17 protein-coding genes are annotated in these 20183 nt (G+C 64.4%); 9 read left to right on the top strand and 8 right to left on the bottom strand.

Annotated features, from left to right (window positions below; genetic code table 11):
- Positions 1 to 37 precede the first annotated feature (37 nt).
- The 3 genes from D1Y84_RS15765 to D1Y84_RS15755 all read left to right on the top strand — a co-directional run bounded on the left by D1Y84_RS15765 (position 38) and on the right by D1Y84_RS15755 (position 6209).
- Complete coding sequence (locus tag D1Y84_RS15765; RefSeq protein ID WP_124849540.1) at positions 38 to 1171, top strand: LacI family DNA-binding transcriptional regulator; 1134 nt, start codon at positions 38 to 40, stop codon at positions 1169 to 1171.
- Positions 1168 to 3837: a glycosyl hydrolase family 2 gene (locus tag D1Y84_RS15760; protein WP_233581468.1), complete on the top strand. Its 2670-nt coding sequence runs from the start codon at positions 1168 to 1170 to the stop codon at positions 3835 to 3837. Before D1Y84_RS15765 ends, D1Y84_RS15760 begins: the two co-directional genes overlap by 4 nt.
- Positions 3838 to 3917: 80 nt before the next feature.
- The gene (locus tag D1Y84_RS15755) at positions 3918 to 6209 is read left to right on the top strand and encodes a glycoside hydrolase family 3 C-terminal domain-containing protein (protein WP_124849539.1); all 2292 of its coding nucleotides are present in this window, start codon (positions 3918 to 3920) and stop codon (positions 6207 to 6209) included.
- 16 nt (positions 6210 to 6225) lie between these two features.
- Here the strand turns inward: D1Y84_RS15755 and D1Y84_RS15750 are convergent, their stop codons facing one another.
- On the bottom strand, positions 6226 to 7158 hold the full coding sequence (locus D1Y84_RS15750) for an alpha/beta hydrolase (RefSeq protein WP_124849538.1): 933 nt from the start codon (positions 7156 to 7158) through the stop codon (positions 6226 to 6228).
- A 271-nt stretch (positions 7159 to 7429) separates the two neighbouring features.
- Between D1Y84_RS15750 and D1Y84_RS15745 the strand changes: the two genes are divergently transcribed.
- The 3 genes from D1Y84_RS15745 to D1Y84_RS15735 all read left to right on the top strand — a co-directional run bounded on the left by D1Y84_RS15745 (position 7430) and on the right by D1Y84_RS15735 (position 10543).
- The gene (locus tag D1Y84_RS15745) at positions 7430 to 8782 is read left to right on the top strand and encodes a family 16 glycoside hydrolase (RefSeq protein WP_124849537.1); all 1353 of its coding nucleotides are present in this window, start codon (positions 7430 to 7432) and stop codon (positions 8780 to 8782) included.
- Positions 8783 to 8903: 121 nt separating this feature from the next.
- Positions 8904 to 9908 carry an alpha-L-fucosidase gene (locus D1Y84_RS15740; protein ID WP_124849536.1) on the top strand — a complete coding sequence of 335 codons (1005 nt, stop codon included), beginning with the start codon at positions 8904 to 8906 and terminating at the stop codon, positions 9906 to 9908.
- A gap of 44 nt (positions 9909 to 9952) precedes the next feature.
- Positions 9953 to 10543 (top strand): hypothetical protein, encoded by a 591-nt coding sequence (locus D1Y84_RS15735; protein WP_124849535.1) that lies wholly within the window; start codon positions 9953 to 9955, stop codon positions 10541 to 10543.
- A 410-nt stretch (positions 10544 to 10953) separates the two neighbouring features.
- On the opposite strand, the gene D1Y84_RS15730 is transcribed toward D1Y84_RS15735, so the two are convergent.
- Positions 10954 to 11304 (bottom strand): hypothetical protein, encoded by a 351-nt coding sequence (locus D1Y84_RS15730; protein ID WP_124849534.1) that lies wholly within the window; start codon positions 11302 to 11304, stop codon positions 10954 to 10956.
- Between the two features lie 27 nt (positions 11305 to 11331).
- On the opposite strand from D1Y84_RS15730, the gene D1Y84_RS15725 reads away from it, so the two are divergent.
- Entirely contained in the window at positions 11332 to 11628 is a 297-nt protein-coding gene (locus D1Y84_RS15725) for a hypothetical protein (protein WP_124849533.1), read from the top strand.
- A gap of 121 nt (positions 11629 to 11749) precedes the next feature.
- On the opposite strand, the gene D1Y84_RS15720 is transcribed toward D1Y84_RS15725, so the two are convergent.
- Positions 11750 to 12751 carry a hypothetical protein gene (locus D1Y84_RS15720; RefSeq protein ID WP_124849532.1) on the bottom strand — a complete coding sequence of 334 codons (1002 nt, stop codon included), beginning with the start codon at positions 12749 to 12751 and terminating at the stop codon, positions 11750 to 11752.
- Positions 12752 to 13559: 808 nt separating this feature from the next.
- Between D1Y84_RS15720 and D1Y84_RS15715 the strand changes: the two genes are divergently transcribed.
- Positions 13560 to 14327 (top strand): hypothetical protein, encoded by a 768-nt coding sequence (locus D1Y84_RS15715; protein WP_124849531.1) that lies wholly within the window; start codon positions 13560 to 13562, stop codon positions 14325 to 14327.
- 175 nt (positions 14328 to 14502) lie between these two features.
- On the opposite strand, the gene D1Y84_RS15710 is transcribed toward D1Y84_RS15715, so the two are convergent.
- Complete coding sequence (locus tag D1Y84_RS15710) at positions 14503 to 14745, bottom strand: hypothetical protein (RefSeq protein ID WP_233581591.1); 243 nt, start codon at positions 14743 to 14745, stop codon at positions 14503 to 14505.
- A gap of 277 nt (positions 14746 to 15022) precedes the next feature.
- Entirely contained in the window at positions 15023 to 15268 is a 246-nt protein-coding gene (locus D1Y84_RS15705) for a hypothetical protein (protein WP_124849529.1), read from the bottom strand.
- Between the two features lie 187 nt (positions 15269 to 15455).
- On the opposite strand from D1Y84_RS15705, the gene D1Y84_RS15700 reads away from it, so the two are divergent.
- Positions 15456 to 15785: an RcnB family protein gene (locus tag D1Y84_RS15700; protein ID WP_124849528.1), complete on the top strand. Its 330-nt coding sequence runs from the start codon at positions 15456 to 15458 to the stop codon at positions 15783 to 15785.
- Between the two features lie 10 nt (positions 15786 to 15795).
- On the opposite strand, the gene D1Y84_RS15695 is transcribed toward D1Y84_RS15700, so the two are convergent.
- From D1Y84_RS15695 to D1Y84_RS15685, 3 genes are all read right to left on the bottom strand, one after another.
- Positions 15796 to 17223, bottom strand: coding sequence for an MFS transporter (locus tag D1Y84_RS15695; protein ID WP_124849527.1), 1428 nt, complete (start codon positions 17221 to 17223; stop codon positions 15796 to 15798).
- Positions 17224 to 17231: 8 nt separating this feature from the next.
- A complete protein-coding gene (locus tag D1Y84_RS15690; RefSeq protein ID WP_124849526.1) occupies positions 17232 to 18644 on the bottom strand; it encodes an MATE family efflux transporter in 1413 nt (470 codons plus the stop codon).
- A 306-nt stretch (positions 18645 to 18950) separates the two neighbouring features.
- Complete coding sequence (locus D1Y84_RS15685) at positions 18951 to 19973, bottom strand: SDR family oxidoreductase (RefSeq protein WP_124849525.1); 1023 nt, start codon at positions 19971 to 19973, stop codon at positions 18951 to 18953.
- Positions 19974 to 20183: the final 210 nt, after the last annotated feature.

Below are 20183 nucleotides of genomic sequence, written 5' to 3'. Positions count from 1 at the left end.
AATCAGCACGCATCACCAGCAGCAAAACGGAGACGCAATGCCGCAAAGAAAATCCGGACACGTCACGCTGCTCGATGTAGCGCAGGCGAGCGGCTTCTCCGTGTCCACCGTGTCGATCGTGCTCAGCGACGCGCCACTGGCCCGCAGAGTCTCCGCCAAAACCCGCGAACAGATCCGCACCATGGCGCAGACGCTGGGCTACCACCCCGACGCCCACGCGCGCTCGCTGCGCCGGCGCAGCACGCAGACCATCGGCGTGCTGGCCTTCGACCTTTCCGACCCCTACTGCATCCCCATCATGCGCGGCATCCAGGCCGGCTTGCAGTCGGCAGACTACCTACCGCTCGTAATGGACGCGCAGACCCAGCGCAAACTCTTCGATCACTACCTCACGCTGCTGCTCGAGCGCCGCGTGGAAGGGCTGATCGTCATCGCCAGCTGGGTGTTCGAAGAGACCGACCTGCTTGCCGACATCCGCAAGAACAAGGTCCCGATCATCATCATCGGGCGCGATCTGACTGCGCGCGGCATCCCGTCCATCCTGGTCGACAACGAGGCCGGCGGGGCGCTCGCCATGCATCACCTCCGCTCCCTCGGCCACCGCCACATCGCCGTGATCCGCGGACCGCAGGAGATGAGCGACAGCGCGCCACGCTGGGCAGGCATTCAGAAAGTGACCGCCAGGAGCCGCGCCGCGCTCGATCCGGAACTCGTGTTGCAACTGCCCGGGCTGGCCGACGCGCTGTCGGGCTTCCATGATGCCTGCCGCATGGTCAAGCAGCTGCTCGCACGCGATCGGCCTTTCAGCGCAGTGCTGGCCTTTGACGACCTCACTGCGCTCGGCGTGATCCGCGGACTCAGCGAAGCCGGGCTGCGCGTGCCCCTCGACTGCTCCGTCATGGGCTTCGACGACGTGCTCCCAGCGGAAGTGTCAACGCCCGCTATTACCACCATCCGGCAGCCCTTGCATGCCATGGGCGTACAGGCCGCCACGCAGATGCTGCAATGCCTCAACAGCACCGCGAGCCCCTCCGCACGCAAGGCCACCCTGCTCAAATCGCATCCGGAGCTGGTGGTGCGGGAGTCCACGCAGCGTTTGCGCGTCGAACATGGGCGCAACAAGCGACCCGCGCCAGGCCACGGCACAGCCACCTTCCAGGAGTCCAATTGATCAAGCACTGTTGCTTTTCTCTTTCGATGCTGGTGTGCGTGGCCGCAACGATCGCGCACGCGCGCCCCCTTGCACAGCCGACCAGCCAATCCATCGAGGCCGGCTGGCAGCTCCAGTCCGCATGCTCCTTGCAGGCCGACGGCGCCGCGATCTCCAGGAGCGACTTCGTTGCCAACAACTGGATCCCCACCACCGTGCCGAGCACGGTGCTTGCGGCCCAGGCAGCGGCAAAGCTCGTGCCCGACCCGTTCTACGGCGACAACCTTCGGCATCTCGCCGGCACCGATTACCCCGCGGGCAAGAACTTCTCCAACCTGCCCATGGCCGGGACCAGCCCCTACGCCTGCGGCTGGTGGTACCGCACCACCCTGAACGCACCCGCAACCGCGCCCGACGGCCACACCTGGCTGCACTTCGGCGGCATCAACTACCGCGCCGACATCTGGCTCAACGGTACGAAAATCGCCGGCCGCGACAACATCGCTGGCGCCTACCGCACCTACGATCTCGACGTCACCGCGGCTATTAAGCCGGGCGGCAACAACGTGCTGGCGGTGGAAACCTTTGCTCCCACCGAGAAAGACCTTGGCATCAACTGGGTCGACTGGAACCCCAGCCCGCCCGACAAGGACATGGGTCTCTGGGGCGCAGTGGACCTCGTGCACACCGGGCCCGTCACCGTGCGCTCGCCCCTGGCCGTGACCCACTTCAGCGACGCCAGCCTGCACGCCGCCGACCTTGCCATCTATGTGGAGCTTCAGAACGCTACCGACCACGCCGTCACAGGCACCGCGCAGGGCACCGCGGCCGGTGCGAACTTCCAGCAGCGCGTGGAGCTTGCGCCGCACGAGCACAAAACGGTGGAGTTCGACGCCGCGCACTTCCCTGCGCTGCACCTCGCCAACGTCAAGCCGTGGTGGCCCGCACAGATGGGTGAGCCGCACCTTGAACCACTCAGCATCGGCTTCAGCATCGCCGGGGTCGAAAGCGACCGGCAGTTCGTACGCTTCGGTATCCGCGAGATGACCAGCGAGCTCACCGCCGGCGGCGCGCGCCTGTTCCGCGTCAACGGCAAACCCATCCTGATCCGCGGCGGCGGCTGGTCGCAGGACATGCTGCTGCGCACCGACGCAAAGCGGCTGGACGACCAGTTCAAGCTGGTGCGCGATCTCAACCTCAACACCATTCGCCTCGAGGGCAAGCTCGAGACCGACCTCTTCTTCCAGAAGGCCGATGAGCAGGGCCTCCTCGTCATGCTGGGCTGGTGCTGCTGCGACCACTGGGAAGACTGGAAGACCTGGACTCCCGCCGACCTCGGCATCGCGACCGACTCGCTGCGCGCGCAGATGCTGCGGTTGCGCCACCACGCCAGCCTGCTCGTGTGGCTCAACGGCAGCGACAATGCGCCGCCTGCCGACGTCGAGAAAGCCTATCTCCAGGTAGAAACAGCGACGCACTGGCCCAACCCCGTGCTTGCCGCGGCATCCGCAGCCGAGACACCCGGAGGCGGCGAGGACGGCGTCAAGATGACCGGTCCCTACGACTACGTGGCACCAAGCTACTGGTACGTGGACCAGCACAATGGCGGCGCGTTCGGCTTCAACACGGAGACCAGCCCCGGCCCCGCCATTCCCTCGCTCGGCAGCCGCGAAAAGTTTCTCCCCGATGCCGCCGCGTGGCCGCCGTCCGCTACCTGGAGTCTCCACAACGGCGGAGGTGAGTTCGCCAATCTTACTGTGTTCAACCAGTCCATGGAAGCCGTCTACGCAAAGCCCAGCTCGGCAGCCGACTACGAGCGCATGGCGCAAACCATGGAGTACGACTCCGAGCGCGCGATGTTCGAGTCTTACGGCAAAAACAAGTACACCTCCACGGGCGTCGTGCAGTGGATGCTCAACAACGCATGGCCTTCGATGATCTGGCACCTCTACGATTACTATCTCGACGCGGGCGCCGGCTACTTCGCTGCCAAGAAGGCCTGCGAGCCGGTGCACATTCAGTACTCCTACGACGACCGCTCGATCGTGGTGGTCAACAGCACCTACCAGCCATTGGACGCGCTGCACGCAACCGTGCACGTGCACAACGCCGCATGGCAGGAGCTCTACAGCACCGAGGCTGACCTTGGCGCGGGCTCCGACAGCACGCAGCGCATCGCCACCCTGCCCGAGCGGCTCTACTCCGGCGGCGAACGGCTGCTGTTCATTGACCTCTCCCTCAAGGACCGCGCCGGGCACGAAGTCAGCAGAAACTTCTATTGGGTCCCCACCACGCTGACCAGCTTCGACTGGCACGGCACAGACTTCACGCACACGCCCGCTGCCCGGCATGAAGACCTCACCGCGCTCAACACCCTGCCCCGGGCCGAGATCGCCACCGACGTCGAGCTCCGCAACACGCCGCGCGGACGCGAAGTACTCGTGCACTTCCACAACACCTCCGCGCACCTCGGCTTCCAGGTGCATGCCGCAATCCGCACACCCACGGGCGGCCTCGTCGCGCCGGTACTCTGGTCGGACAACTGGATCGAGATTCCGCCCGGCGAGTCCACGACGCTCACCGCGCTGCTGCCCGACAATGCAGGCGATACACCCGTCGTGCAGGTCCAGGGCTGGAACGTCGCAGCCACAACGCTTGCTCTCAACAAAACCCCTGCGATTCCCTGAGACAAGGCATGCGAGGGCACGCCATCCGCCGTGCAATAAGCAGGCACGCAGGACCGCCAGACAAAGGAAAGCCCAGAAAGATGCCGATGCGTACTCTTCTCCTGCTCGCGAGTGCTGCGCTGGTCTGCACCTCGCTGCAAGCCCGCGCACAACAGGCACCAGCCGCCGCCCCCGCCAGCATGCCCAGACCCTGGATGAACACGGCCCTCTCTGCGGATGCGCGCGCCGACCTGCTCTTGCGGCAGCTCACGCTTGATCAGAAGATCCAGCTGCTCCACGGCACCGGCGATCCGCACGACGGTCCCGAAGACCCGCACGCAAAAGACGGCAACAGCGGCTCCGGCTATGTCCCGGGCTTTCCCGAGTACGGGCTGCCCGGCATCCAGATGGATGACTCCGCCTACGGCGTGGCCTACTCCGCGGGCAGCGGACGCTACTCCACCGCGCTGCCCTCAAACCTTGGACTGGCCGCCACCTGGGACCCCGCGGTGGCCGAGCGCTACGGCAGCCTCATCGGGCACGAGTTGCGCGACCAGGGCTACAACATGACCCTCGGTGGCGGCGTCAACCTTACGCGCGAACCGCGCGATGGCCGCACGTTCGAGTACCTCGGAGAAGATCCCGTGCTTGCCGGCACCATGGTCGGCCACCTCATCCAGGGCGTGCAGTCCGCCCATGTCATCGGCCACATCAAGCACTACGCCGTTAACGATCAGGAGAGCGGGCGCCACGCCGTGTCTTCCGAAATCTCCGAACGCGCCGCACGCGAAAGCGACCTCCTTGCCTTCCAGCTCGGCATCGAGATCGGCAGGCCCGGCGCCGTCATGTGCTCCTACAACCGCATCAACGGCGTCTATGGCTGCGAGAACGACTTCCTGCTCAAAACAGTGCTCAAGGGCGACTGGCACTATCCCGGCTTTGTGGTGTCTGACTGGCTTGCGACCCACTCCACCGTGCACGCCTCGCACGCCGGCCTCGACAACGAGGAACCCGGCAACACCTTCTTCGACACGAAGCTGAAGGCGGCCGTCACCGAGGGTTCGGTCTCCACCGCGGAGCTCGATGATCACGTGCACCGCGTCCTGCGCTCCATGTTCGCAGCCGGCATCGTCGATGATCCACCGCAGAAAGGCGTGCCCGACGTCTTCGCCCACGCACTGGTGGCGCGCGAGATCGCGCAGCAAAGTATGGTCCTGCTGCGCAACGAAGCACACACGCTGCCCATCGATACGCACGAGGTGCACACCCTCGCGGTGATCGGCCGCAACGCCGATCGCGGCATGATCTCCGGCGGCGGTTCAGCACAGGTCGATCCTCCCGGCGGCAACGCCATCGGCAAGATCGACGAGAAAGACAAGAAGGCCGACTGGCAGCGCGCCGTGTGGTTTCCCGATTCCCCCCTCGCGGCGATCCAGGAACACTTGCGCTCGCTGCATGAGTCAACCCGCGTCACCTTCAACGACGGCAGCGACCTCGCCGCAGCCGCCGAGGCCGCGCGCCACGCAGACGTCGTGCTTGTGTACGCATACCAGTGGCAGGCCGAGGGCATCGATCTCCCGACCCTCGCCCTTCCGGACGCACAAGACGCCATGATCGCCGCCGTGGCGCACGCCAATCCACATACCGTGGTTGTGCTCGAAACAGGCGGCCCTGTGCTCATGCAGTGGGTGCACGACGTAGCGGCGATCGTGGAGAGCTGGTACAGCGGCAGCAAGGGCGCCGACGCCGTTGCCGATCTGCTGTTCGGCACGGTCAACCCCGGTAGCAAGCTTCCTGTTACCTTTCCCCTGCGCGACCAGGATCTCCCGCACCCCGCTTTGATTGAGCCGCCTCCTGCCTCGCAGGAAGACTGGACCGACACTGACAGGATGTCGAGACGCCTTCTGGCAGGGCTGCCGCCGTTCAGCGTCCGTTACGACGAGGCGCTCAAGGTCGGCTACAAGTGGTACGACGCCGAAAAGAAACCCGTGCTCTTCCCGTTCGGCTTCGGGCTCTCCTATACGACCTTCGCTTACTCCAACCTGCGCGTCGAAGAAGGCAGCGAGGTCACCGCAACCTTCACGATCCGCAACACCGGCGCGCGTGCCGGCGAAGAGATCGCCGAGCTCTACTCCACCATGCCGGAAACATCCGGAGAACCCCCGAAGCGCCTTGTCGGCTGGTGCAAACTCCTGCTGCAACCTGGCGAGCAGAAGACCACCACAGTCAGCATCCCGCTCGCACGCTTCTCCATCTGGGACGAGGCACACCACGGCTGGAGCGTGCCGCCCGGCAAGTACGCGCTGCTGGTAGGCCCCAGCTCCGCCACGGCAGCCCTGCAGCAAACGTTGAACCTCAAGGCAGAACCAACGGGGCTGACTCCCACGCATTGAACGGCAGGCCTGGAGCTTACCTGGCAATCACCCCAAGCGTGCGCAGCCACGCCTCCACCAGCTGCGGCCACGCCGTAGCCTGGTACCTGGTTCTGCGCAATCCAAACGCATGCCCACCCTCGGCATACGAATGAAACTCCACGGGCACGTGCGCCTTGATCAGCGCCGCCTCATAGCTCATCGCATCCCAGATGCTGTCCACATCATCGTTCTCGTTCTGCAGCAGAAACGTCGGCGGGGTCTGCGCACTCACCCGGCTCGCAATGTCCGCGTTCAGCCCGAGCGTGTTTGCCTTGGTAAACAGGTGGCCCGGGTACAGTGCCACCGCAAAGTCAGGACGGCAGCTTACGTCGTCGGCAGCGTCCACCCTGGCATAGATACGTCTATTAAAGTGAACACTGGTCGCCGCCACCAGGTGGCCGCCCGCCGAGAATCCAAGTACCCCGATCCTGTGCGGATCAATGTGCCACTCCGCTGCATGAAAACGCACCAGCCCGATCGTTCTCTGCGCATCCTCCAGCGCCATGGGCGACCGCGGATACGGTCCTGATCGTGGAGACTGCTGCGACCCGGGCACGCGGTACTTCAACAGCACACAGGTGATCCCTCTGGAAGTGAGCCAGTCGCACACCTCTGTCCCTTCCAGGTCGATCGCCAGCACCCAGTAGCCGCCCCCGGGAAACACCACGACGGCAGCCCCCGCGTTGTTTGCCTTGGGCGCATACACCGTCATCGTCGGCTGCGAAACGTAGCCTATGGCCACCATCGGACGTCCCGCCACCACGGCTGCCTTGGTGTCCTGCATCTCGGGCTTTGCAACCGGTTGCGCATCCGGCGCCGTGCCGGGCCATATGCGTATCTGCGCGTGCCCCGGCGACGGCTGCCACACGCCCTGCGCCGCCAGCACACGCGCAGCGAAAACAACAAACAGAATCAGCACTGTCTTCACAGGAGCTCCCTGCCATCACCCTTGGAATGAAGTTGGAATGAAGCAAAAACGGGCAAGCCTCGATCGCGCCCAAGTCTAGCTGCCGGCACTCCCACCCATGTCGCCAACTTCCGCACCGCATCCGGAAGGTAAACAAGGCGAGCAACGCAAACACCCACGCCCGCGGCCGAGCGGCACCTGCCACAACAAGTTCCGCCAGGCCCGCCGCTTCGTTGCGCCCTCCCATTGGAAGCAAGCGCCCCCACAACGCACCCTGCACTAGCATCAATCCATGGCGCAGGAACACAAGTGCAATGTCGACCGATACACCACAGCAGGCGCCAAATCCGGGCGCCGACAACCAGAACGCAGCACGCACCCGTCGCCGAGCAAAACAGCACACGCCATCCGCTCGCTCCTCGCGCGCAAAGTCGGCGCAAAGCCTCGCGCCTCCTGGCCGTCGGCACCCGGCATCGCGCTGCTGCTCATGGCCGCAACCGGCTGCACAAAACATTCCGACACCGTCCCCATGACACGCGCACACTGGCAAACCACCGGCACCGATGCCGTGTTCCTCACGCCCAAGGACTCACCCCAGGGCGTTCTTCAGTTGCAACGCGGCTCGGCCGAGCTCAAGGACCTGCAGTTCAGCGACGGCACCATCGACTTCGACATCGGCCTTGTTGGCCATGGCATCGTGGGCATCCGCTTCCGGGAGCGCGACCCGCACAACGCCGACGTCTTTTACCTGCGCCCACAGCCCAACTGCTCCACCTCGTTCGACTGTATCCAGTACATGCCGCTCGAACACGGCGCCTACGAGTGGGACCTCTTCCCGCAGTACGAAGCAGCAGCGCCCATCCATCCGAACGATTGGAACCACATCCGCATGCACGTCGACGGCAGGCGCATGCAGGTCTTCGTCAACGGCTCGGCTTCACCCACCCTGTCCGTCGACGACATGGAAGGCCCCGCCTCCTCCGGCTCGATCGTCCTTCACGGCCCGGCCAGCTTCCGCAACTTCAAGGTGACGCCCGCCAGCCCCGCGCCCACTGCAACTCCGTCAGCGGCAGCGGAGCCGCTCCCAGCCGGCTTCATCCGCAACTGGCAGGTTTCCGCCCCGGTGCGCGAGCTCACCTCCACGGACCCCGCGCTGCAGGCGCCCGTGGGCGACCCACCCGCCTACACCAGCATGCCCGCAGGCTCCGCCGCATGGCGCAGCATCTCCGCGGAACCGCAGGGGCTCGTCAACCTGTCGCGCGAAGTCGGTTCCAAACCGGATGGCTCGGCCACCTCGCTCGTCTGGCTGCAGACAACGCTCGACTCCGACCGCGACCAGCGCAAGCAGGTGCACCTCGGATGGGTCCGAGAAATCTGGGTCTACAGCAACGGTAGGCTCGTGCACGCGGACAGAAACCTGTACGGCCTGCCCGCCGCAAGCAAGTCGCCGGACGGACGGTTCTCCCTGCAGAACGGCTCCTTCTCACTTCCTTTGCACAAGGGGCACAACCAGCTCGCAATCGCCATCGACGACAACCTGCCCGGCAACACTCAGCACTTCGGCTGGGGCTTCGCCATGCGCTTCGACGACCCCTCCGGTGTCACTGCACTCACGCACTCACCGGCAGCCACCAGCCCTCAGTGACTCGCCTCATCCAGGGCAGCAGCCTGTAACCGCCGGGAGACACAGCGCCGGCGCGCGCCTGCGCCGGTCGCGAACAGCGCCAACAGCCATCCCGCGCTGGCACAGAGAATAAACTGCTGAAATGAACCGACGCACCCTCCTCTCCCTGTCCGCCCGCGCCGGCCTGCTTGCCGCACTCCCCCGCATCGCCCTTGCCGCTCCCGCCGGGCCAGCGCTGGCTGCCCCTTCCGCGGACCAGGCACGCTGGCAGGACCTGGAACTCGGGATGTTCATCCACTTCGGCAACGAAACCTACCTCAACGGCCGTCCGAGCTCCTTCTCGGTTCCCGCGTCCGAGGTCAACCCTGTCGACCTCGACACGGACGCCTGGGCACGGACCGCGGTTGCCGCGGGCGCCCGCTACATCGTGTTCGTGGCCAAGCATCAGTACGGCTTCTGCTGCTGGCAGACAAAGACCACAGACTTCAGCCTGAAAAGCTCGCCGTGGAAGAACGGCAAGGGCGACATCATGCGCGAGCTCCAGGCCTCCTGCAAAAAGTTCAGCCTCGGCCTCGGCGTCTATCTGTCACCGCGCGACGACCATTTCGGCGCAGCCACCGGCGGCATCTGCAAAACGCCCGAAGCGCAGAAGACCTACGACGCCATCTACCGCGAACAACTCACCGAGCTGCTCAGCCAGTACGGTGAGCTGGTCGAGGTCTGGTTCGACGGCGCAACCGCAACCCCCGTCGGCGACCTGCTGCGGCAGTACCAGCCCCATACCGCTGTCTTCCAGGGACCCAGCGCGACCATCCGCTGGGTCGGCAACGAAGACGGCTTCGCTCCCTACCCATGCTGGAACGGCATCGAGCGAAGCTACGCGGAGCGCGGCACCGGCACCGCACTTGATGGCACGCCCGACGGCGATGCCTGGCTGCCCAACGAAGTCGATGTATCGATCCGCCGGCCCGAGTGGTTCTGGACCCCGACGAACAGCAACAAGGTGCTGACTCAGGAGCAACTGCTTTCCATCTACTACCGCTCCGTGGGGCGCGGCGCGCAACTGCTCCTCAACATTCCCCCAACCCTTCCGGGCAGTTCGATCGCAAGGATGCGGACGCCGCTGCGCGCTTTGGCGCAGAGATAAAGCGCCGCTTTCACACCCCGATCGCCGAGGTCCAGGGCCGATCGATGCTGACGCTCCGCACCGCCACGCGGATCGATAGCGTGGTGCTGCAGGAGAACACCGCACGGGGCGAGCGGATGCGCGCCTATCGCCTCGAAGGCCGCGTGCACGGAGCTTGGGTTCCACTGGGCACCGGCACAGCCATCGGGCAGAAGCGCATTCAGCCCATCACCCCGGCCACGGTCGACGCCGTACGCGTAGTCATCACTGCCTCCGCCGGAACCCCTTCGCTGCGCAGGCTGGCAGTGTTCGACACCGGCGTCGCGCCTCCCTCGGACTGGAACGCCGCCGCCTCGCTCTGGGCCGCGGACCTGGTCGGCAGCTGGACCTGCGGGCACTTCACGCTTGACCTGCACGGGCACACCCGCGACGCCGCGCAGTACCGCCTGCGCCTGATCCCCCACGAGGGCGTCGTCACCGGCATCACCGACGTGGTCCTCACGCTCGGCGGCGCCGAGCAGCCCAGGATGCTCAAAAAGGTTCCCGGCAAGCCCAACGAACTGATCCTCGACGTCACCGGCATGGGCGACACCGGAACGATCTCGGGCACGGTGCAGGGCGCAGCCTCGGGACAGATCCTGCTCGGCAAAGTCTAGCTGCGCCGACGCCGGCAGCCGGAGTCAGAACGCGCGCGCGTGCAACCACCCGTCGCGCGCGACACCCCAACCCACTCGGTCAATGCAGCCGCGACGCCACGATCTGCGAACGGGACGAACTTCCCGCCAGCGGGTGCGACTTCAGCAGGATTTCAAACGGCGGAATCGTCCCGTCCGCCCGACTGGCTCACCGGGCCGAACAGTGCCACGTCCTCCTTCCAGCCCTTGGCCTACAACGCCGCCAATGCCGGCGCCGTGCTGCCCTCCGGCATCTATGCAACAAACGGAGCAGGCGTGCCCGTCACCACGGCGGGGCTCCCGGCCAACCTTCAAAACGGCCTAGTCTATAACGGTCTCAACGGAGTGCCCCGCGGCTTCTACCACAACAGCACCATCTATCCCGCGCCCCGCTACCGCAGGCACTGGTTGAAGTCAACAACAACTTCCGCGCCTCGCAGATCCAGAACTTCAGCCTCATCGTCGAGCGCCAGCTCTTTGCCAACGCCATCTTCCAGATCGGCTATGCCGGCTCCCTGGGCCGCCATCTCCGCATCGACACTGATCAGAACCAGGTCAAGCCGACCAGCACCCCGTACCAGCAAGGCTGCCTCGCGCCGGGACAGGCTCCCTCGGCCACCTACGACTTCGATCCGTGCCTCAACATCAGCGCCGTCTCCTCCGCCTATCTCCGCCCCTACCAGGGCATCAGCAGCATCAACGAGTACGTCTTCGTCGGCAACTCCAACTACAACTCGCTGCAAACGCAGCTCCGCGTCAAGCACAAGGCCGTGCAGACCACCCTCAACTACACCTACGGCAAGGCCACGGGTGATGCCAATGGCGGTAGCAACTACCGCACCTCCTACAGCACCGACCAGAACAGCTACTGCCTTACCTGTGAGTACGGTCTCAGGAACTTCGACCGCGCCAACTTCCAGTTCCGCGCCGAAGCATTCAACGTCACCAATCACCCCACATTCAACGGCGTCAACACCAGCGTCGGTCCGGATGATCCGGACCCGGGCGTCGTCAACAGCCCCGGCGATCCACGCATCATGGAGATCGTCGGACGCATCTCCTTCTAACCAGCCGCAACGAGCAACAAACTGCGTGAGCAGCAGCTTCCCCCCTTGCACGCGCAACAACAAAAATGCGGCCGCTTGGTGCGGCCGCATTTCCATGCGTCAGCAACTTATATCTGAAAAGTTACGGATACAGACTGACCTCGCTCTGCGCGTGCGGCACCGCTTCTGTAACCGGAACCGCGAGCGGCATCCTTTGCGCATCCGCGTCATACCTTCCATCCGGACCCATCGCCGCAACGCCGGTAAGTGCCTGGAACGCACGCAGCCTCGGCTCCTTGTCCTGCACATCCACAAACAGCACCGGGTTTGCCTCGCGCAGCGGCGGGTGGTGCGGGCTTGCCCACGTTGACACACGAATCGCCGCATAGCAACCGGCAAAGCCTGCGTACAGGTAAGGCTGATACAGCAGCAGTGGGATCGCGTACTTCGGATCCAGGATCGCCGACTCGCAGATATTGCGCGAAGGCTGCCGCCACGCATGGTGAAGGTCTCCCTTGAAGTGCACCACTTCATAACTGCGCGACTGGTCTTTCAGGTTGTGCTGCAGTGCCCGCTCCACCGCACGCGGCGTGTCGATCCCAAGCTCCAGCAAGCGGTTGCCGTGGAACGAGGCCCCCAGGTACTGCTGCAGAATCGCCTGCGCATAAAACGCGCAGTTCCTCTTGCTGTAGCTGTACCGGTAGTCGTGCTGCACCGCATCGATCTCTGCCAGCACCCTGCGGTCGTCTTCCGTCGAGGTTGCAAATTTCACCACGCGCAGGCTCCGCAACCAGGTACGTCCCAGGTACTTGGCTCCCACCGCCGGCTGCACATCCGGGTAGATCTCGCCGAGCGACGACGTCCATGCCGCGGCACCGCGCCCCGCGACACCGGGCCGCGTGCCAAGAAAGAACAGCTCCGCCGGAATCGCAGCGGCTCCCGGGTTCGGCCAGTACGCCGTGCTGGTCAGCACCAGTCCCGCTGTGTTCTCGCAGTAGCGAACATGCCCGGCAGCATCGAGGCACCCATGCGAGATCCACACCGACACATGACCGACGTTGCTTAGGAAACCCAGCAGGCCCGTCGGCGTCTCGATGACCAGTCCAACATCCGCGCGCGCAGAACACGGTACAACATAGAGCATGGCTGCGGTGATACCAAGAATCGCGCTGCGGCCCGCAGGAAAGCGTTGAAGTTTTTTGATTGAATTGCCTATTCCTGGTGCCTGGCTGAGCACGGTTCGGATCACTGAAGCGGCTCTTGCCACAACGGCAATCGTGGACATCGTATCGACTGCGTGCACCCTCGTGCAGACACGGGCACACAAGCAGGCCAGGGGCAGTCCAACAGCATCAACACGCGTCTGCAGCGAAGCGCCTCATGGTCCGGCACGCTCTCACCTGCGATCGCAAAAGATATGGCACACGCACAGCACTGCAGAATCGTCTGCAGCCGCATAACTTTTTCTGGAGCGCTGACCTTGCCATCGCTGCTTCCATGCCAGTCATATCGCTCGGCCTCGCAGGCAATCCAGATCTCCATTTCCCACAAAGCACAACTCACAGCGTTGAGCTGCCCAAGACGCAACGTCGCGCTTCCAACCTTCAACGTCGACCGTAGCATCGCCTTATTAGATGCTCAAGCACGCGCGTTGCTAACTGCGTCATCCAGTGTTTCTCTAACTCCCGGCTTGTTGATCAGGAAACAACTGTTCCCGGATGTCGTCTGCTGGACGGAAGCAGCCGCGTTGCTGTGTTTAAACCATCTCAGCAAAAGCAACCGAAGTAGCCATTCGCCTCGTGCTGGCCGCACCCAACCACTCCACTCGCGCGCGGCGCCGACTCCACGCCTTTGCCCCATGCAGACTGCGCACTTCCAAGCACGTCCTCGCTGCACATCAACCCGGCGCGTCGGCCTGTGCACCCGCGCCCCGGCAATGACATGATGGGAAGGTGACTCGCAATACCCTCCTGCTGCTCGCCCTCGTCCTCCTGGTCCTCATAGGCATTGTTCTGCTCGACGCTCGAAACAGCCGCAACACGCCCAGCAACGCCTCGCGCCCGATCCCCCGATCCGATGCATCGAGACAGCACCGGCGCGAAGGCGGCCGTGAGAGCTCGCGCAGCCGCGAATCGGGCCGCCGCGAAGAACCCCGCATGAGCTGCGCCAGCATCGGCGTCGCCTGCGCCTCGCAGTACTTCGCCTCGTGGCAGTGGCCCGCAGATCAGAGTTGCCAGGCGACCACGCGCGGCGGCTACCCCGAGCCCGACCGGCGTTGCACCCCCGGCGGCGTTGTTCCAGGCGTCACCGCCGACACGCTGCGTGCGCCCTCGTGGAGCACCCGCTGCCTGCGCAACTGCCAAAGCAGCGAGCAGCAGAAACACGCAGCCTACGCCTGGTACGGCCTGTCCGTTCCCCCGCAGAACAGCGGGCAGACGCAGGTATGCGAACTCGACCACCTGGTCCCGCTTGAGCTCGGCGGAGCCGACGACATGGGCAATATCTGGCCCCAGTGCGGCCCCGACGATGCAACCCTGCGTGCTCGCTACTTCAAGCAGAAAGACATTGTTGAAAACTACCTGGCCGCCCGCGTCCGCGCCGGGCAGATGCCGCTGACCGAAGCACAGCAGGGCATCGCCACCGACTGGGTCCAGTACCTCGCCAGCGCCCGCGCTGCCTGCGCCGGGTCCCGCTGCGGCACCCATCCCGCCGAGCCATAAGCTCCGCACATACGGCAGCAGCAGCAGCGCTCGCCAAACGGACAACCCCCACGCACGCCTTGCGAACATCAAGACATCGCAACGCTGCTGCTTGCTTCCTGATTGCCGCTGACACCAACGAAAGAACCGCCCCACCCGCTCCACAAAACCGCCACCAACGCGCGCAGCCCGTCAGTCAGTCAATCAGACTCAGCCCCGCAAACCACTCTGCGTAGCAGGTATTCTTCGCCATGTGCCGATTCACATCCGGCGCGCCGTCCGTCCACCACGGAGCACCACGCTCCCCCAGCGCCACCTTGGCTGCATCCACCTGCGCACGCGCCTGCTCGCGCCCAGCCATGTCACCCGCACGCATTGCGGATCCCTTGGCCCGCCGCGCCGCCATCAACACCTTGGTCCAGTGCTGTCGTTTTTGCACGCTCAACTGCGGATTGCTGCACCGCCATAGGCGCCCGCGCACCACGAAATACCGTCCATCCGGCGTCGTCGGATACGCCTTCATCGAGCGACCCGCACCGCATCCGTCAAGCCACTTAAACCGCTCCGCACACGCAGTCCCCTCCGTCCCGCAGCCTGACTTTCTCGCACAAAAATGGCCCGCTCCAAACCTCCGGAGCAGGCCATTCTCTTAGTCCCCCTGGCCCACGGCAGCGGCTCTAAGGCAACCGCCCTGCACATGCGCCACGACCGCATACTTACTGTGGTGTCTGCGCAGCCTTCTGCTGCGCATCGATCGACTTCTGCTGGTCCTTCGCCGCCTTGGCCTGCGCCTTCGCTGCTTTTTCCTGCGCCTTGGCTTTTTTCTGGTTCTGCTTGGCCTGCTGTTCCACTTGTTTTTGCTGCGACTTCTGGTCGGCATCTGACTGCTGCGCAAACGACGCAACGTTCCCCATCAACAGCACGCCCATAGCCACCGCGACCACTCCATGTTTCACTCGCATCGTGCACTCCTCTACGTTTCTGCAACGAAGTATCAGATGCACCAGCCGGGTATTCGACCCGCCTCCGCGACGAAAAGTCACCCGCTTCCTGGCTGTCGCTTTCGACCTGCAATCAGCCCGTCCCTTGAGACTTTCCCCGCAGTCGTTCGTCACACTCTTACCGACCCCTGTCGGTTCAAGGAGTGCTATGTCGTTCATCCTCAAGAGCATCGCCACCGCTGTTCTCTGTGCGACCATCGCGGCGCCTGCATCGTTCGCCCAGGACCATCACGACGATCACGCTGCGGATCATCACGACAATCACGGCGGGGGCTATGTCCGCCACGACGACTGGAAGAAAGGCCACAGGATGGCATCGGCCGATTGGGCGCGCGCCCAGCGCGTTGACTATCGCACCTATCACCTCAGCGCGCCTCCGCGCGGCTACGAGTGGCGCTCAGTAGATGGCAACTATGTGCTGGCAGCTGTTGCCACCGGCTTGATCTCGTCCGTGGTCATCGCGTCCACCATTCACTAAAGCCCGCGCCTCAGGCGATCTCCTCGAGCGGCTTCCGCTCTGCGGCCACGCCCCAGATCGCCTGCGCGACCCCGGCCAGCAGCATGATCAACGCGCTCGCCATGAACCCGTAAAAAATCGGCGCGCGCTCCCCACGATTCAACAACATGCCGAACACTGCCGGGCCCAGCACCCCGCCCAGCAGTGTGCCGGCCGCATAGAAAATTGCAATTGCCGACGCGCGGATCGGCTGCGGAAACAGTTCGCTCGTCGTCAGGTATGCGGAACCCGCTGCCGACGCGGCAAAGAAGAATGAGGCAGCCCAGAACGCCACCTGCGCTACCGTGCTCAGGTGCCCCTGCACAAACAGCACGCTCGACACCGCAAACACCACCCCGGTCAGGCAGAAGTTCAGCGAGATCATCACCCTGCGCCCTACGCTGTCAAACAACCGGCTCAGCAGCACCGGCCCCACAAAGTTGGTGAATGCGATCGGTAGGAACAGCACCCCCGCATGGGCCGCAGAAACTCCGTAGAACCGCAGTAGCACAAGCGTGCTCGAAAAGAAAACGGAGTTGTAAAAAAATGACTGCGCCATGGTCAGCCCAAGGCAAAGCAGCGCACGCGGACGGTTCTTCCTGTTCAGCAGCAGCCCCACTTTGCTGAGGGTCGAGCGCACGTCCCGCTGGAGCGTGATCGCGTGTGGCACTGGTGCCAGGCTGCCAAACTGCGCGTGCACGCTCTGCTCGATCCCTTCCACAATCGCCGTAGCTTCCTCCACGCGCCCATGCGTCAACAGCCACCGTGGACTCTCAGGGATGAAGCGGCGCATAAACAACACCACGATCGCAATCGGCACACCGCTCAACATCGCGAACCGCCAGCCCAGCCTCAGTCCAAACATGCTGTCTGACAGGAAGCCCACCGCCACGAGCGACCCCAGGATCACCCCGACCCAGAACGTCGAACCGATCACAAGGTTGGCCGTGCCGCGCACCCGCGCCGGGATCAACTCGTCGATCGCAGACGTGATCGCCGTGTACTCGCCCCCGATGCCCGCACCCGTCAGCACCCGGCACAGCGTAAACGTCGCGAGATTCCACGAAAGCGCCGTTGCCGCCGTCGCGCACACATACACGGCCAACGTCCAGAAGAACAAACTCTTGCGCCCATACACGTCCGCGAGGTAGCCGAACAGCAGCGCGCCCAACACCGTACCGCCCAGGTAGCCCGAAGAAGCGATTCCCAATTGCGCATCGGTCAGGTGCAGCGTCGTGACCGACTGCAGGGCGCCGGACAGTGATCCGCCCACGCCGCCTTCCAGCCCGTCCAGCAGGAACGTCACACCCAGTGCCGTGGCCATGCGCAAATGCCACCGGCTCCACGGCAGGCGATCCAGACGCGGTGGAACGTCGGTCTCAAACGCGATTGCTTCCGCTTGCTGCGCTGTGCTTTGCATACTCGCCCTCAAATGCGCTTCTTGGCCCAACCGCCCCGCAGAAACAGAAACCCACTCAGCAGCAATGCCAGCACCTGCGCCAGCAGCACCGCCAGAAACACGCCGCGAATTGCCAGGTGCGTATGCCTGGCCAGCACCCAGGCAAGCGGCAGCTCCACCAGCCAGAACCCGAAAAGATTAATGTACGCAGGCGTCGTGGTATCGCCCGCGCCGTTGAACGCTTGCATAAACACGGCGCTGAACGCGAAGAACAGGTTACTCACGCTGAAGATCCGCAGGCACTCGACCGCGATCGGTTCCGCCTGCTTCTCATGCCCGAACACACTCACAATCGGCTTCGCGAAAAAGAAAAACAGCAGGCAGGCGAAGCTCAGCAGTGCCAGGTTCAAAAAGCCCGTGCGCCACACTGATGAGCGCGCCCGCGCCACGATGCCCGCTCCCAGGTTCTGCCCCACCAGCGTGGCCGCTGCATTACTCAACCCGAGCGACGGCAGCATGATGAAGTTCAAGATGCGCACCGCGATCGTGTATCCCGCAATCGCCGGCGCGCCAAACAGGCTCACGATCCGCACCAGCCCCAGCCAGCTTCCCTGCTGTAGCAGGAACTGCAACATGCCTGCACTCGCCACGCGCACAAACCGCACCATTTCGGATGGCTTCACCTTCAGGTGCTGCCACCCAATGCGCAGGTGCCCGCTGCCTTTGGCCAGCAGGTACCCCTGGTACAACAACGCCAGCCCGCGGCCTGCAAGGGTCGCGACCGCAGGCCCCGCCACGCCCAGCTTAGGAAACGGGCCAATCCCGAAAATCAGCAGCGGGTCCAGCACGAGGTTGATGCCGTTCGCGACCCACAAGAGCTTCATCGCGATCGCCGCATCACCCGCGCCGCGAAAGATCGCGTTATTCAGTGACAGCAGGATCACCACACCCGAAAAGCCCAGCGTAATGCGCGCATACGCAAAGCCCACATGCCTCACCGAGGCCGTGGCTCCCAGTAGTCCCAACAATTTGGGCGCCAGCAGAAACAGCGGCACGCCGATCACGACCGACAACAGGAGGCCCACCACAATCGCCTGCACTGCATCGATCGATGCGCGCTCCGTATCGCCTTCCCCGATCCGCCTCGCCACCAGCGCCGTGATCGCGGTGCTTAGCCCCGCGCTTACGGCGAAGGCAAGCGTCATCAGCGACTCCGTCAACCCGACCGACGCCACCGCATCGTTGCCAAGCACGCTGACCCACAAAATATCCACCAGCGAAAACACCGACTCCAGCCCAAGCTCCAGCATCATCGGGATGGAGAGCAGGAGCACAGCGCTGTTCAGGCTGCCTCCCGTCAGGTCTCGCTTCGTACCGGTAAGCGCCTCCTTCACAAGCGCGAACCAACCCTGCTTTCCCTGCGGAATCACTTCAGTCGCCACAGAACTCCTGGTCGCCCCGCGGCGCGCCAACCCGGCAACACGCCTGCTTTAGGAGCTTTATCCGAGACCACAATGCAACAAGCACTTCGCTGGCCGAGGCGAGCTGCCGCGATGAAAACTCATCAACCCCTGAAACCCATTCGCCACACTCCTGCAACGCACATGGTTGCAACAGGACGCCTACCGCAACTGCAATCTCACCCTGCAACGACGACCTCGCACCTCCTCAGGGTCAGCCAGCACGGGGCAGCAAACATGCTGCCCCGTGGGTGCACCATCCGCCCCCAGGAATGCGGCAGCGAGCCTTTACGGCTGCCCCATGCCGCCACCCGCGCCATAGATGTTCCCGGTCGTGTAGCTGGCATCGTTGGCGGCAAGCTGCACATAAATGCTCGCCAGTTCCGCCGGCTGCCCGGCGCGCCCCAGCGGATACTTCTGCCCGTAATGGATCAGGTGCTCCTGCGTTGCGCCGCCCGAAACCTGCAGCGGCGTCCAGATCGGCCCCGGGGCCACACCATTCACGCGAATCCCCTTTGGCCCAAGCTGCTTTGCCAGCGACTTCACAAAGTTCACCGTCGCGGCCTTGGTCTGCGCGTAGTCATACACGTTGGCGCCGGGGTCGTACGCCTGCTCCGAGGCCGTGGCTATAATGCACGATCCGGGCTGCAGGTGCGGCAACGCAGCCTTGAAGATCCAGAACGGCGCATACAGGTTGGTCTTCAGCGTCGCGTCGAACGCCTCGGTGGTCAACTGCAGCAGGTCTTCGCACTCCTGTTGCCGCCCTGCGTTGGACACGATGATGTCCAGCCCGCCAAGTCCAGCCACCGCCTTCGTCACCAGGTCCTTGCAGTAGCTCTCCTCGCGCAGGTCGCCGGGCAACGGAATCGCCTTGCGCCCGGCAGCCCGGATCAACTCGATGACCTCCACCGCGTCCGACTCCTCCGTCGGGTAGTAGCTGATCACCACATCCGCGCCTTCGCGCGCATACGCGATCGCCGCCGCACGTCCCATCCCGGAGTCGCCTCCGGTGATCAATGCCTTGCGACCAAGCAGCCGGCCCGATCCCTTGTAGCTGCTCTCGCCGTGGTCCGGGCGCGGATTCATCTTGCTCGCCAGCCCGGGCCACGGTTGGGTCTGCCCCGGGTACGGCGGCTTGGGGTACTTGGTTGTGGGGTCCACAAATGGCGCAGCCGTTGTCGCACTCTGTGTGCCTGCCACGGTCTGTTCCGCCACGGCCGGCACAGCTGCCGTAAGCGCCGCGCCCGCGATCCCCGCGCCAAGGTTGGCCACAAGCTCGCGTCGCGAAAATGTATTGTTGTCAGAACTCATCTCAGCCATGCCTCATGCTTTCCAGTCGTGCACCCGGGCCACGCAGTGCACTGCCACGCTTGCGCCCGGCACCCTGTAGATGGAGCGCAGCCTATCCACCTGCGTTGCCCTGCCGTAGGCCGGCTTCACAATGGAGTTTCAGTGCGTGAAGCGCTCACCCGGGTTCAGGCGCCCCCGCCGCAGTCTGCTCCTGCCCGCGCGCTCGACCGC

It is taken from the genome of Acidipila sp. EB88, assembly GCF_003858395.1.
Classification (GTDB): domain Bacteria; phylum Acidobacteriota; class Terriglobia; order Terriglobales; family Acidobacteriaceae; genus EB88.
Note: the sequence above shows the minus strand (reverse complement) of the source record. Positions and strands in the feature narration are given on the sequence as shown.